This window comes from Serratia sp. TSA_198.1 (assembly GCF_052686505.1).
On sequence record NZ_JBQZFP010000001.1, the window covers coordinates 581,716 to 594,849 of the forward strand.

Consider the following 13,134-nt stretch of genomic DNA (forward strand, 5'->3'; position numbering starts at 1 on the left):
ACGGGGTTACACCGGGTCTGCTTTTAAATTGAAAGTGGGCTTCACTGGCCAGCAGAAGCGGAAGCTGGCGCCGCCGAGTGAGCTGGCGTCTACGTAAACCTGGCCCTGATAGGCGACGGCGATAGAGTGAACAATCGCCAGGCCCAGCCCGCAACCACCGGTGGCGCGATCGCGGCTGGGATCGAGGCGCACGAAGGGTTCGAACACGCGTTCGCGTTCTTCAGGTGGTATGCCTGGTCCGTCGTCTTCTACCTGCAGGCAGGCTGCGTCGCCGTCAAACCACAGGCCGATGCGCAGGCGCTGTTCGCTGTAGCGCAAGGCATTGTTCACCAGATTATCCAGTACCCGCTCCATCAGCCGTAAATCGACGCCGCCAAAATCGCCGGCATGCGGAATATCCAGCTGGATCTCGCGCTCCGGATGAATCAGGCGCATATCCTCTACTTTGTCTTCCAGCCAGTTGGGCAGGTCGAGCGGTTCTATATTCAGCGCCACCTGTGGACGATCCAGCCGCGCGTAGGTCAGCAGCTCGTCTATCAGCGATTCCAACTGACCGATATCGCGGTTTAGCGCCTGTTGTTCGCCATCGGAAAGGTTATCGCTCATCGCTAACCGGTAGCGCAGCCGCACCAAAGGGGTGCGCAATTCATGGGCGATACCGTCAATCAACTGTTTTTTACTGGCAATCAGCGTATTGACGTTGTCCGCCATCTGGTTGAATGCCACCCCGAGCCGGTTCAGGCTCGAGGTCGGGTCAAAATGGGTGCGCTCATCCAGATGGCCTGCGCCGAGTCGTTGGGCGGCGTTCTCCAACTTGAGCAAATCTTGCCAGTGCGGACGCATCCATAAAAATACCGGCAACGCCAGCGACATGCCGATAAACACCAGCAGCGCCAGATCCAGCAGCCGCATCTGATGCAGGTAGAACAGGTACGGAATGGGGCCGACCACCAACACGTAATGGCTGCGCGGGATGCGTTGCATAAAGGTGTATTGATCGTCGAGAGCGATAATTTCGCCGAGGCGTAGACGTTTTTTCAGATCTTCACTCAGATCCTGTTTGCCGAGCGGTTCGATATGCAGCTTAAACGACAGATTCAAGTCCAGCGTCGCGATGGTCTTATTCCAGTCTTTCAATGGAATTTCCCGCAGTTCACTGCGCATCAGGTACAGCGAGCTTTTCATCAGGTCGTCCATTGACTGGCGACCGGCGCGTTCGGCTGTGACCTTGTACACCAGGCCCACCAACATCGCCATCACCAGAAAGCAGACGAACAGCAGCAGGAAGAACTGCACGAAAAGCTTTCTCATTGCTGTACGAACTCCCAGGCATTGGGTGCGAACAGATAACCTTTATTGCGCACGGTTTTGACGCGGAAGGGCTCCAGCGCATTGTCGTACAGCTTGCGGCGCAGACGGGAAATCGCCACGTCGATGCTTCGATCAAGGCCGTCGTAGCTCACGCCGCGCAAATTCTGCAACAGTGCCTCGCGGTCCATGATCTGCCCGGCGTGGGTGGCCAGTTCCCACAGCAGATCGAAATCTGAGGTGGAAAGGGTGATCACTTCTTCACCCAACGTCACCTGGCGGTTAACGGGATCGATGCACAACAACCCGAAATGCAGCGCATTGTGTTGGGTGATCGGTTGCGTTGACTCTTCTTTGGGATGATTGCCATGCTGGCGCAGGTGTAAACGCAGCCGTGCCAGCAAAACCGCCGGCGGCGTGGTTTTCAGAATGTAATCGTTGGCACCCATTTCCAATGAAAGGATATGGTTCATATCGCTGTCGAGCGAAGTGAGCAGCACGATCGGCCCGGGGAAGGTCGGGCGCAAATCGCGGCACAGCGTCATGCCGTCTTTCCCGGGCAGCATAATGTCGAGCAGCACCAGGTCCGGCAGTTCTTGCTCTATGCGTGCTTGCGCACTGTCGCCACGCGGCTCAATCAACACTTCTATATCGTGCTTGCCCAAATAGGCGGCAATCAACTTGCCGACTTCAGGATCGTCTTCCACAAAAACAATTTTATGCATATTCAGAGGTTTTATAAGAATAACGGAGTTCAGCATAACGCGGGGGTCAGCGATACGCCATGCACATCTTTGCCTAGCGCAGAGGTCGTCCTCCGTCCACACCATGGGTGCGGCCGGTGACATAACGGCTGTCCAGCAAATAATTGACCAGGTTGACCACTTCGCTTTCGCCCGGGGCGATTTTCATCAGCGATTTTGCCAGAGCCTGCTGACGATAAGGCTCATCATCGCCCGGATTGAAAATAATCAACGCCGGTGCGATGGCGTTGACCTTGACCTCCGGCGCCAGTTTACGGGCGAAAGAGCGTGTCATGTTGTCCAGCGCGGCTTTACTGGCAGCATAAGCGATATGCTTGTCGCTGCCTTTCTCCACCACATAATCGGTCAGGTGGATAATATCTGCGCCTGCCTGCCCTTGGCCAAGCAGACAGGGCTCCAGCAACTGATTGAGCAGATAAGGGGTATAAACGTGGATTTGCAGCATCGCTGCCATAACCTGCTCCGGCGGCACTTCCGCAGATTCGGCCAACCAAGCGCTGGCGTTGTGGATCACTGCGCGCAATTTCGGTGCGGCCTGGCGCACCCGCTCGGCAAAGCGGTAAATACCGTCGTGAGTCGAAAAGTCGCCCTGAATGCACGTTGCTCCCAGACTTTTCAGCTCGTTCAGTGCCGGGTAATCGCTACGATAGGCAATGATCACGGGGATGTCACGCTGCAAGAATGACCTGGCCAACGCCAGCCCAATCCGGCGTGCGCCGCCGGTGATAAGCACCGGTGCGGAGTTGTGATGTTCCATTGATTAAAGCTCCTGGACAGACTGGCAAACAATAGGGGAATTATGCCATTATACGTCGGAAATTCGTTAAAGCTTCGCATCGATTATCCATTTCAGGATGTAATACACTGGCAATGAGAGGGAGGAAGGGATGAACAGCAGTCACCTTGCATCCGTCGCGCGCAGTGAGAAAATCTGTTTTGATTACATGGATTTTCTGTCCGCATCGTGCAAGAAGCACTGGCGCTTTGTTGATGCAATCTATGGTGTGATGCCATTTTTTGGCATGGTATTGAAATCTCAGGCTTGCGCCTCGCAAACGCGAAAAGAGCAGTTGAAGGAACTGGCGCTGCAGGTGGTATCCACCCAGGTCAGCGACGAAACCAATATCGTGCGCCTGATCGATCTGGCGCAGCAGCAGGGGCTGGCAGTGTTCGACATTAAACTGCCGTATGCGTTGAGCCAACAGCAGTTGGCGGCCATTCAGCAAGAGTGCGTTGAGGGGATTATCATCTCTCAGGTAGGGGAACGCATGACCATTACCTTGCGCGCATCCTAAGGTATTGACCGGGTGATTCCACCCGGCCGTCCTTCACTACTGCAGCATAAACCAACCCGCCGGCACCGTGGCCACCAGCAACAGCAAGATGCTGCTTTTCTCCAGCTGATTCAGCAATTTGACATTCTCGTGCCCGCGTCGAGCATAGATAAACACCAGCAACCCCGGCGCATACAGCAACACCGACATCAACAGATGCATCAACCCTGATGCGTACAGCAGCCAAATACCGTACAGGCAGGCACCGGTGGCGGCGAACATCAGCCGTTTGTCCTGACGGCGTAGCGCGACCTTGAACAGGAAGGCGCCGACCAGGAAGTAAGGCACCAGAATCATTTCCGAGGCGATAGTCAGCAACGAGTTATAGTTGCTGCCGGTCAGCCAGATCACCACCAGTGCGAATTGCACCGCAATATTGGTCAGCCACAGCGAAGCCGAAGGCGCGTGATTCTTGTTCTGCTTGCGGAATATTTTAGGAAAAGCGCCGTGCTGGGCGGCCAGCAGCGGCACTTCAGCGGCCATAATCGTCCAGCTCAAATAAGCGCCGCATACGGACACGATCAGGCCGGCGGCGATAATCACATCCCCCCAGGGGCCAATCAGATCAACCATCAGCACTGCCATCGAGGGGTTACGCATCCCGGCCACTTCACTGCGCGGCACCACCCCTAGCGACAGCAGCGTCACCATCAGGTAAACCGCCAGCGCGGAGAGCACCGCCAACATGGTTGCACGGCCCACATCTTTTTTATTGCGTGCTCGCGCGGAAACCACCACCGCGCCTTCCACGCCGATAAACACCCACAGAGTAATCAGCATGGTGTTTTTTACCTGTTCCCACACCGGTTTGCCGAGCGCGACGCCGTGGAAATCCAGGGTAAATACGTCCATTTTGAACGCGATAGCCGCCAAGACGGCAAACAGGCCAAGCGGCAAAAGCTTGGCCAATGTTGCCGCCAGGTTGATACTGGCCGCGGTTTGCACCCCACGCAGCACCAGCGCATGCACGATCCACAGCAGCAATGATTCCGCCAATAGCGCCTGCCAGGTATTGCCGTCACCCAAAATGACATCGCCGCCGCGATCGGTAAACAAGCTCAGTGCGGCAAACACGATTACCAGATAGGAGACGTTGGCGATCACCGCACATAGCCAATATCCCCATGCGGAGCAGAAGCCCACCAACTCGCCAAAGCCTTCTTTCGCATAGGTGAAAATCCCGCCGTCCAGATCGGGCCGCAGGCGGGTGAGCAACAGCATGGCAAAAGCCAGAAACAGGATGCCGACGCCGGTGATCGCCCAACCCAGCAACAGTGCGGCCGGGCTGGCGACTTGCGCCATGTTTTGCGGCAGGCTGAAAACCCCGGCGCCCAGCATGGAACTGAGCACCAATGCGGTTAACGCGGTAAGACCTAGTTTTTTTTCCAATGACGGATCCTGAGCGCAGAATAAACAACTGTTAGGTAACTGATTGGCAGTAACAACGTAATGACAATTACTGAACAAATAGCTAATAGCCCTAAAAACAGGCGCAAATTCTACGGATGGATCGTTGCTGATGCAATGATTGAATATGCGGAATTTACAAAAAATTATTCAACCGGCGTGGGTGGCTAATCGGCAAAAAAACGGGCAGCCCAATGGCTGCCCGAGAGTAAACCGCGAAGTGAAACTTATTTGAACAGATCGGCACTTACGGTCAGGTTGCCACCACTCTTGTTCTGCCACTGACGAGTCACGTGGTAGAACTTGGCACCTTTCGCAGCGGCACGCTTCGCCACTTCGGTGGAAATGTCCGTCATGCTGTTGAAGTGACCGGTGAAGGTCACGGAATCAAACGGTACCATCTGCGCGGCGGTGACGTTGTTCACTTCCTGGATTTTGGTGCCGTTCGGCAGCGTGACGGTATAGCGTTGGCCGGTAGAAGACTGGGTTTCGAAGAAACGGCCTACGTCACGGCTTGGCGAGCCTGAAGAGGCCACGCCCGGGATTTCAACCTGGGCGGCAGCAGCGCCACCGGCGGCCAATGCAGCTTTGCCAGCTTCAGAGTCGGCAGGAATGGCATCCGGGCTCTGGACCACGCGCTTAGGCGCATCGGCTTTATAGATGTAGGCGGTGATGAACTGGTTACCACCCTGGTTAGCATCAACCTGACGGACAATAAAGAATGAGGCAGCGCCTTTCTTTTTCGCTTCTTTGGTGATGGCGTCGTTGATGTCCGGCTGGCTGCGGTAGAAACCGCTGACGGTTACCGTATCGTAAGGCTCAAGCAGGTACGCCTGTTCTTTCGGTAATTCGGTCACGCCGTTAATGACGCGGTACTTCGGCTCTTTGCTCACTTCTGCCGCGTCTTTATGATAAAGATCTGCGGTGACGCGCCAGTTGCCGCCATTGTTGCTGTTATTGCTGTCCTGGATGTAGAAGGAATCTGCGCCCAGTTTGTCTGCACGGCGGGATACGGCCTCAACGGCTTCATTGATGGCATTAAAGCGGCCGGTAATAGTGATGCGATCAAACGGCTTCAGCGCCGCTGCTTTTTCAGGAGTTAACTCAAGTGCCGCATGAGCAGACAGCGCAGTGAGTGATAACAAGGCTGATGCGATGATCGTGTTCTTCAGCTTCATAAAAAATCCTTTCGCCAAGCGCATTAACGTTTATAACGTGCTGAACTGTTTATGGGTAATTCAGCCGCCGATTATTACATGTAATCTCGACAAGTGTCTCAGCATTTTATGTCATCACATGAGACAAATCCCATGAAGGATTGTTTACGCCATTTGCTGCGTAATCGCCATAAGTTTCAATAATAAAGCCTTTGATGACATAAGTGTTAATTATTCACAATTTTATAACTTTCATTCATTCTGGCCGCGTGTGGCGGATATCTTCAGGTACGCGTTCGTCACAAATCTGCAGCAAAAACGGCGGTGCGTGCGGCTTTTTAACTTAAAATTGCGATTTGTCATGTCGTTGTCTGAATTTTTATGTAAAAACAGGCGTGAATGCGTAAGCAATTATGGATCATCGATCATATTTTCAGTAGGTTATAGATGGTGCCTTAATTCGATGCCGACAAGTCACCCTGTGGCTTTCAAATTGCAGCCAACAATGCACAGTCTTGAAAGACGACGGGGCGAGATGTCAGCCGGCGCTACTGCTATGGGTAGGAAGATAATAAACATCATCAAAGACAGGTGAGAAGGGAACATTATGCGTATTGGTGTACCAAGAGAACGGTTGGCCAATGAAGCCCGGGTTGCAGCAACGCCGAAAACGGTGGAACAACTGCTGAAGCTGGGCTTTACCGTCGCTGTCGAAAGCGACGCGGGTAAACTGGCAAGCTTTGACAATGCGGCTTATGAAACCGCAGGGGCGACGATTACCGATACTGCCGACGTTTGGCAATCGGATCTGATTTTGAAAGTTAACGCGCCACAAGAGGACGAGGTCGCGTTAATGCGTGAGGGCAGTACGTTGGTCAGTTTTATCTGGCCGGCGCAAAACCCGGAGCTTATCGAAAAACTGGCTGCGCGCAACGTCACCGCGATAGCGATGGATTCGGTGCCGCGTATTTCCCGCGCGCAGTCGATGGATGCGCTCAGCTCGATGGCCAATATCGCCGGTTACCGCGCGATTGTTGAAGCGGCACACGAGTTTGGCCGTTTCTTCACCGGCCAGATCACCGCAGCCGGCAAGGTTCCACCGGCGAAAGTGATGATCATCGGTGCCGGCGTCGCGGGTTTGGCGGCGATTGGCGCGGCAGGTAGCTTGGGGGCGATCGTGCGTGCCTTTGACACCCGCCCGGAAGTAAAAGAGCAAGTGCAAAGCATGGGCGCAGAATTCCTCGAATTGGACTTTGAGGAAGAGGCGGGCAGCGGCGACGGTTATGCCAAAGTGATGTCGGAAGCCTTTATCAAGGCTGAGATGGCGTTGTTTGCCGCCCAGGCGGCAGAGGTCGACATTATTGTCACCACCGCGCTGATCCCGGGTAAACCTGCGCCAAAGCTTATCACTAAAGAGATGGTGGCTTCGATGAAGCCGGGCAGCGTGATCGTCGATCTGGCGGCGCAAAACGGCGGCAACTGCGAGTTGACCGTGGCCGACCGCGTGACCGTCACTGACAATGGCGTAAAAATCATTGGCTATACCGATCTGCCAAGCCGCTTGCCGACCCAGTCTTCACAGCTTTACGGCACTAACCTGGTTAATTTGCTGAAATTGCTGACGAAAGAGAAAAACGGCGAGATCGATATCGATTTCGAGGACACCGTGATCCGCGGCGTCACCGTGGTGCGCAGCGGCGAGGTGACCTGGCCTGCTCCGCCAATCCAGGTTTCCGCACAGCCGAAGCCGGCGCAAGCGGCGGCGCCGATAGCTAAACCGGCGGCGAAACCGGTTTCACCTTGGCTGAAATACGGGCTGATCGCGCTGGCGATTATTCTGTTCGGCTGGCTGGCTAACGCCGCGCCAAAAGAGTTCCTGTCTCACTTTACCGTGTTTGCGCTGGCCTGCGTGGTGGGTTACTACGTGGTTTGGAACGTCAGCCATGCATTGCATACCCCGTTGATGTCGGTCACCAATGCGATCTCAGGGATTATCGTGGTCGGTGCGTTATTGCAAATTGGTCACGGCGGCTGGGTGAGTTTCCTCTCCTTCATCGCCGTGCTGATTGCCAGCATCAATATTTTTGGTGGATTCACCGTCACTCAGCGCATGCTGAAGATGTTCCGCAAGAACTAAGGGGTAGCACATGTCTGGAGGATTAGTTACAGCTGCATACATTGTTGCCGCTATTTTGTTTATTTGCAGCCTGGCCGGTCTGTCGCGCCATGAAACGTCGAAGCAGGGCAACCTGTTTGGCATCGCCGGGATGGCAATTGCGTTGATTGCCACCATCCTCGGGCCGGATTCCGGCAACGTGGGTTGGATCATCATTGCGATGATTATCGGTGGTTCCATCGGCGTCTATCTGGCGAAAAAAGTCGAAATGACCGAAATGCCGGAGTTGGTGGCGGTGTTGCACAGTTTCGTTGGCCTGGCGGCGGTGTTGGTGGGCCTGAACAGCTACCTGGATCACGGCGCGCCGATGGAGCCGGTGATGGAGAATATCCATCTGACCGAAGTGTTCCTCGGCATCTTTATCGGTGCGGTCACCTTCACCGGTTCGATTGTCGCTTTCGGTAAACTGCGTGGCATCATCTCATCCAAACCGCTGGCATTGCCGAATCGCCACAAGATGAACCTGGCGGCGCTGGTGATCTCCTTCCTGCTATTGGTCGTTTTCGTTCGTACCGACAGCGTGGGCTGGCAGGCGGTGGCGTTGGTGCTGATGACCGCGATCGCGCTGGCCTTCGGTTGGCATCTGGTTGCCTCTATCGGCGGTGCCGACATGCCGGTAGTCGTGTCGATGCTCAACTCCTATTCGGGCTGGGCGGCCGCCGCTGCGGGCTTTATGTTGAGCAACGATCTGCTGATCGTTACCGGCGCGTTGGTGGGTTCCTCGGGCGCGATCCTGTCTTACATTATGTGTAAGGCGATGAACCGTTCATTTATCAGCGTGATTGCCGGCGGTTTCGGTACCGATGGTTCCTCGACCGGCAATGCGGAAGAAATGGGCGAATATCGTGAAACCACGGCGGAAGAGGTGGCCGAGCAACTGAAGAATTCCACTTCGGTGATCATCACCCCAGGCTATGGCATGGCGGTCGCGCAGGCACAATATCCGGTGGCGGAAATCACCGAAAAACTGCGCGCGCGCGGCATCAAAGTGCGTTTCGGCATTCACCCGGTTGCCGGGCGTTTACCGGGCCACATGAACGTGCTGCTGGCGGAAGCCAGGGTGCCATACGACGTGGTGCTGGAGATGGACGAAATCAATGAAGATTTCCCGGATACCGATACCGTGCTGGTGATCGGCGCCAACGACACGGTGAACCCGGCCGCGCTGGAGGATCCGCGCAGCCCGATCGCCGGCATGCCGGTGCTGGAAGTGTGGAAAGCGCAAAACGTGATTGCGTTTAAACGTTCGATGAACACCGGTTACGCCGGCGTGCAGAACCCGTTGTTCTTCAAAGAGAACACCCAGATGCTGTTTGGCGATGCCAAAGAGAGTGTGGAAGCGATACTGAGAGCGTTGCAGAATTAACCGCAGCCAGTAAAAACACGGGCCTTAATTGGCCCGTGTTTTTTTATGCCCGAAAATCAGTCCTCGTCGTCGTGTTCATCGTCTTCATCGACTTCGATGGGGCAGTTGAAATTTTCCGGCTTAATCACCAGCAGATCACATTTCAGATGGTCGATCACATGTTCTGCCGTGTTGCCGATAAACGCCGCAGAAATACCGGTGCGGCCTAATGTCCCCAACACCACCACGCCCGCCTGCAAGTGTTCGGCTAAATCCGGGATCACCTCTTCCGGCAGGCCTTTTTCAACGTGGGTGAACTCTTCGTTAATACAGAACTTCTGCCTTAATGCCTTCATGGCGATCAGATGCTGCCCGCGAATGGCGTCGTTATAGACGCTGGGATCAAAATCAGGCAGTTCAATGGCGATATTGATAGGGGTAACAGGGTAGGCTCCGACCAGATGCACTTCCGTCTGGTTGACGTTTTGCGCCAGTTCGACGGTTTCCTGCACCAGCTTGATGTTCAGCGGATCGTGATAGGGTTCTTCGCTGGCCAGATTGACTGCGACCACCGCCTTGCCGCCTTCCGGCCAGGGCTGATCTTTGACCATCCACACCGGGCACGGACATTTGCGTAACAGATGCCAGTCTGTCGGGGTGAAAATGACCGATTCCAGCCGGTCGTGCTGATGTGCCATTTTCAGCAGCAAATCATGCTTGGCGGTGATCACTTCCTGAATGATCGCCTCAAAAGGGCGGTTATGCCAGACCACTTTGATTTCAATAGGAACGCCTTCATCGAGGTAAAAACGGCATTGCTCGTTAATCCACGCGGCGCGTTGGCTGATAACGCCTTGCCGCATCGCCGTCCGTTCGTCGGGGGAGAGCAGGGTCGTCATCTCGTAAGAGAAGTCATAGATAGGAAGAAAGGCTTTAATACGCCCGCCGTTCCGTTTTACCAGGTAAACCGCCCGACGCAGCGCCGGTTGATCGTCCTGATTGGGGTCAATAGCCACCAGAAGATTCTGATACTTCGCCATAGGGCCTCCTTACAGCTGAAAATCAACAGTCTGTTAATTTACAGAGTAACCCAACATTGAAAATCAGAACAGCGGCAGAGATGAGCCGGGTCAATAATTCTGCGGAATTATTGACCCGGCATGGGATCAGGCGTTTACGGTCACGTTGATGCGAGGCGTGCCGGCCAACACCGACAGGGCGTCGACGTTTTCGATGGTGATGTATTTGCCTTTGACGCTGAGGATTTCGCTTTTCTGGAAGCGGCCCAGCAGGCGGCTGATGGTCTCAACGGTCAGACCAAGATAGTTGCCGATGTCGCCACGGGTCATGGTCAGGCGGAACTCACGCGGTGAGAAGCCCCGTTCCGCAAAGCGGCGCGACAGGTTGTAGACGAACGCCGCCAGGCGCTCTTCGGCATTTTTCTTCGACAGCAGCAGGATCATATCCTGGTCGCCTTTAATCTCGCCGCTCATCAAACGCATAATTTGCTGGCGCAGGTTAGGCATTTTACCGGAAAGGTCGTCCAGGGTTTCAAACGGGATCTCGCAGACCATTGCGGTTTCCAGTGCCTGAGCGAAGCTTGGATGCTTCAGGCCGCCAATGGCGTCAAAACCGACCAGATCGCCTGCCAGATGGAAGCCGGTGATTTGTTCGTCACCTTGTTCGGTAATGGTGTAGCTCTTGATGGTCCCGGAGCGGATAGCGTACAAGGATTTCAGTTCATCGCCGGCCTTAAACAGGGTCTGCCCCTTCTGGATAGGCTTTTTCCTTTCGATAATGTTGTCGAGCTGGTCCAGCTCATGAGCATTAAGAGTAAAAGGAATGCACAGCTGGCTGATGCTGCAGTCCTGACAATGGATCGCACAACCACCAGACTGGATACGACGAATCACGCGTTTTTCCGGGATCATAGATTACGCTCATTCAATAATTGATATGCGTCAATTTTAACATCTTTTGTTGCAGGTGATAAGGGTAGCGTTAACATGAAGAGGGGTGTTGTGTGCGAATTTTGCTCGCTTATGCCGATGATTATCCTGTAGCTGACTGAAATTTTTTGATTTGTTTATAACTTACGTGAATGGCTTGCAGGCGCAGCCGCCCTTTATGCCCCGTCAGAAACCGCAAATTACGCAGGGTTTTCTTGCATAAGGAATCTTTTACTCTCGGCATTTCCAGCCATTGGGTTACGCAGTAGCAGCCGGAACTTGCAATATTGCCTGCTTCGCTCCGGCCGATCTACTTTCCCCAACCACGCCAGAGCGCGCTGGCGCATTAAAGCAAGTCTTTCTGCAAATAGCCTTCGTGCTTCAGCAGCCACTGTTTGCGCTGCACACCGCCGGCGTAACCGGTCAATGCACCCTGCGAACCAATCACCCGGTGGCAAGGCACCACAATGCTGATCGGATTGGAGCCATTGGCCATACCGACCGCCCGGGAGGCGGTTGGGCGCCCGATGCGTTTCGCCAGTTCGCCATAGGTAATGATCTCGCCGCAGGGTATCTGGCGCAGTTGCTGCCAGACGGTGCGCTGGAACTCAGTGCCTGCGGTCATCACCGGCAGGTCGTCTATCACCGTCAGCTCACCGGCAAAATACCGTTGCATGACGTCGGTCAGGCCGCCGGGGTTATGCTTTTCCTGCAGTTGGAAACGGTCGGCACGGTAATGGGTATTCATCAGCTTCATCAGGCGCACTTCGTGCTCGGTCCAGTCGATAGCGCGCAAACGGTCCTGTTCGTCGGCAATCAGCACCAGTTCGCCAACCGGCGTCGCCATACGATCAATAAAAAAGGTCTGCATTTTGATCACTCCTCACGTTTGATGGGGAGATTATTGCACGAAATGCGACGGTGCGATGGCGGATTTCGGACATGAAGATGGATGGGCAACGATGTCTTGCCCATCGCGGGGATGAGAGTAGAGGACCGGGTGAAAGCATCAATGATGCGTTCCAATTTATAAGGTTAACTTACAATTTGTACGCGGTTTTATATTGCTTTCCCTTGGTGGCTATTGATGCTTTTCCAGGGTCAGTTATAACTCAGTGTTACTCTCTGCATGTCAGGATTATTGTTTATTTTTTCGATGGTGGCGTCGGAAATTAATTCCGATGACATTGCGCTTAGCGGCATGGTGATATAACCGAAGCGGCTGTCAGCGGTTTTTCGGTAGCAGGATGAAACGAACTGGCCGTCATCCCGTCTAATTTCACAAGTGGGCGCAGCTATTTTACCCGCAAAATAGAGGGTGCCGGATGGGCTGCCCTTGCTGGCTTCCTGGGCTGCGTGCAAGGTTGCCGGTAACAAGGCGAACAGTACCAGTGCGATTAGAGAATGAGACATGATTAATTCCTCGATTAGAATAAATTATGCCAACCATAAAAAAGTTAAAAAATATAATGGCCGCTATCAAAGAATAAATACTCAGCATCTCAGGCTGGGAAATGGCTTAGGTAGTATTCTTATACTCCATGCCAATTAACTTGATAATAGTGAGAGGGGTAAGGTAATGCCATGATGTAGATCATAGTGAAGCCGGGTTAATGATTTTGTGGTTGGCCGTGCGGGAATAATGTGAAATATGTCGCATAATAACCCCTCCAGGCTGTCGGAATGTTGCGCAT

Annotated in this window: 12 protein-coding genes; 3 read left to right on the forward strand and 9 right to left on the reverse strand. The window is 54.1% G+C overall.

Features of this window, described 5'->3' with window-relative positions; translation table 11 throughout:
- Positions 1 to 6: 6 nt before the first annotated feature.
- The 3 genes from rstB to folM form a co-directional block, all read right to left on the reverse strand.
- The gene (gene rstB, locus ACUTSW_RS02745; protein ID WP_062870983.1) at positions 7 to 1,311 is read right to left on the reverse strand and encodes a two-component system sensor histidine kinase RstB; all 1,305 of its coding nucleotides are present in this window, start codon (positions 1,309 to 1,311) and stop codon (positions 7 to 9) included.
- The gene (rstA, locus tag ACUTSW_RS02750; protein WP_004945009.1) at positions 1,308 to 2,033 is read right to left on the reverse strand and encodes a two-component system response regulator RstA; all 726 of its coding nucleotides are present in this window, start codon (positions 2,031 to 2,033) and stop codon (positions 1,308 to 1,310) included. Before rstA ends, rstB begins: the two co-directional genes overlap by 4 nt.
- 73 nt (positions 2,034 to 2,106) lie before the next feature.
- Complete coding sequence (folM, locus tag ACUTSW_RS02755) at positions 2,107 to 2,829, reverse strand: dihydromonapterin reductase (RefSeq protein ID WP_445583590.1); 723 nt, start codon at positions 2,827 to 2,829, stop codon at positions 2,107 to 2,109.
- A 130-nt stretch (positions 2,830 to 2,959) separates the two neighbouring features.
- On the opposite strand from folM, the gene ACUTSW_RS02760 reads away from it, so the two are divergent.
- On the forward strand, positions 2,960 to 3,367 hold the full coding sequence (locus ACUTSW_RS02760; RefSeq protein WP_445583591.1) for a hypothetical protein: 408 nt from the start codon (positions 2,960 to 2,962) through the stop codon (positions 3,365 to 3,367).
- Between the two features lie 36 nt (positions 3,368 to 3,403).
- Here ACUTSW_RS02760 and ACUTSW_RS02765 read toward each other — a convergent pair whose 3' ends face one another.
- Positions 3,404 to 4,795 (reverse strand): amino acid permease, encoded by a 1,392-nt coding sequence (locus ACUTSW_RS02765; protein WP_006325624.1) that lies wholly within the window; start codon positions 4,793 to 4,795, stop codon positions 3,404 to 3,406.
- Between the two features lie 245 nt (positions 4,796 to 5,040).
- Complete coding sequence (ydgH, locus tag ACUTSW_RS02770; RefSeq protein ID WP_004944994.1) at positions 5,041 to 5,991, reverse strand: DUF1471 family protein YdgH; 951 nt, start codon at positions 5,989 to 5,991, stop codon at positions 5,041 to 5,043.
- A 586-nt stretch (positions 5,992 to 6,577) separates the two neighbouring features.
- On the opposite strand from ydgH, the gene pntA reads away from it, so the two are divergent.
- Both pntA and pntB read left to right on the forward strand, forming a co-directional pair.
- Positions 6,578 to 8,107, forward strand: a complete 1,530-nt coding sequence (pntA, locus tag ACUTSW_RS02775; RefSeq protein WP_445583592.1) for a Re/Si-specific NAD(P)(+) transhydrogenase subunit alpha — start codon at positions 6,578 to 6,580, stop codon at positions 8,105 to 8,107.
- A gap of 10 nt (positions 8,108 to 8,117) precedes the next feature.
- Positions 8,118 to 9,512, forward strand: coding sequence for a Re/Si-specific NAD(P)(+) transhydrogenase subunit beta (gene pntB / locus ACUTSW_RS02780; RefSeq protein WP_062870981.1), 1,395 nt, complete (start codon positions 8,118 to 8,120; stop codon positions 9,510 to 9,512).
- A gap of 56 nt (positions 9,513 to 9,568) precedes the next feature.
- On the opposite strand, the gene uspE is transcribed toward pntB, so the two are convergent.
- From uspE to ACUTSW_RS02800, 4 genes are all read right to left on the reverse strand, one after another.
- The gene (gene uspE / locus ACUTSW_RS02785) at positions 9,569 to 10,531 is read right to left on the reverse strand and encodes a universal stress protein UspE (protein ID WP_062870980.1); all 963 of its coding nucleotides are present in this window, start codon (positions 10,529 to 10,531) and stop codon (positions 9,569 to 9,571) included.
- A 126-nt stretch (positions 10,532 to 10,657) separates the two neighbouring features.
- On the reverse strand, positions 10,658 to 11,422 hold the full coding sequence (locus ACUTSW_RS02790) for an FNR family transcription factor (protein WP_004944979.1): 765 nt from the start codon (positions 11,420 to 11,422) through the stop codon (positions 10,658 to 10,660).
- Positions 11,423 to 11,786: 364 nt separating this feature from the next.
- On the reverse strand, positions 11,787 to 12,311 hold the full coding sequence (ogt, locus tag ACUTSW_RS02795) for a methylated-DNA--[protein]-cysteine S-methyltransferase (protein ID WP_062870979.1): 525 nt from the start codon (positions 12,309 to 12,311) through the stop codon (positions 11,787 to 11,789).
- Between the two features lie 230 nt (positions 12,312 to 12,541).
- Positions 12,542 to 12,853: a hypothetical protein gene (locus ACUTSW_RS02800; protein ID WP_197930932.1), complete on the reverse strand. Its 312-nt coding sequence runs from the start codon at positions 12,851 to 12,853 to the stop codon at positions 12,542 to 12,544.
- Between the last annotated feature and the right edge of the window lie 281 nt (positions 12,854 to 13,134).

Excerpts from the sequence above, each read along its gene's own strand:
- rstB (WP_062870983.1), bottom strand. The coding sequence starts at position 1,311 with ATGAGAAAGCTTTTCGTGCAGTTCTTCCTGCTGCTGTTCGTCTGCTTT.
- rstA (WP_004945009.1), bottom strand. The coding sequence starts at position 2,033 with ATGCATAAAATTGTTTTTGTGGAAGACGATCCTGAAGTCGGCAAGTTG.
- folM (WP_445583590.1), bottom strand. The coding sequence starts at position 2,829 with ATGGAACATCACAACTCCGCACCGGTGCTTATCACCGGCGGCGCACGC.
- ACUTSW_RS02760 (WP_445583591.1), top strand. The coding sequence starts at position 2,960 with ATGAACAGCAGTCACCTTGCATCCGTCGCGCGCAGTGAGAAAATCTGT.
- ydgH (WP_004944994.1), bottom strand. The coding sequence starts at position 5,991 with ATGAAGCTGAAGAACACGATCATCGCATCAGCCTTGTTATCACTCACT.
- pntA (WP_445583592.1), top strand. The coding sequence starts at position 6,578 with ATGCGTATTGGTGTACCAAGAGAACGGTTGGCCAATGAAGCCCGGGTT.
- pntB (WP_062870981.1), top strand. The coding sequence starts at position 8,118 with ATGTCTGGAGGATTAGTTACAGCTGCATACATTGTTGCCGCTATTTTG.
- uspE (WP_062870980.1), bottom strand. The coding sequence starts at position 10,531 with ATGGCGAAGTATCAGAATCTTCTGGTGGCTATTGACCCCAATCAGGAC.
- ACUTSW_RS02790 (WP_004944979.1), bottom strand. The coding sequence starts at position 11,422 with ATGATCCCGGAAAAACGCGTGATTCGTCGTATCCAGTCTGGTGGTTGT.
- ogt (WP_062870979.1), bottom strand. The coding sequence starts at position 12,311 with ATGCAGACCTTTTTTATTGATCGTATGGCGACGCCGGTTGGCGAACTG.
- ACUTSW_RS02800 (WP_197930932.1), bottom strand. The coding sequence starts at position 12,853 with ATGTCTCATTCTCTAATCGCACTGGTACTGTTCGCCTTGTTACCGGCA.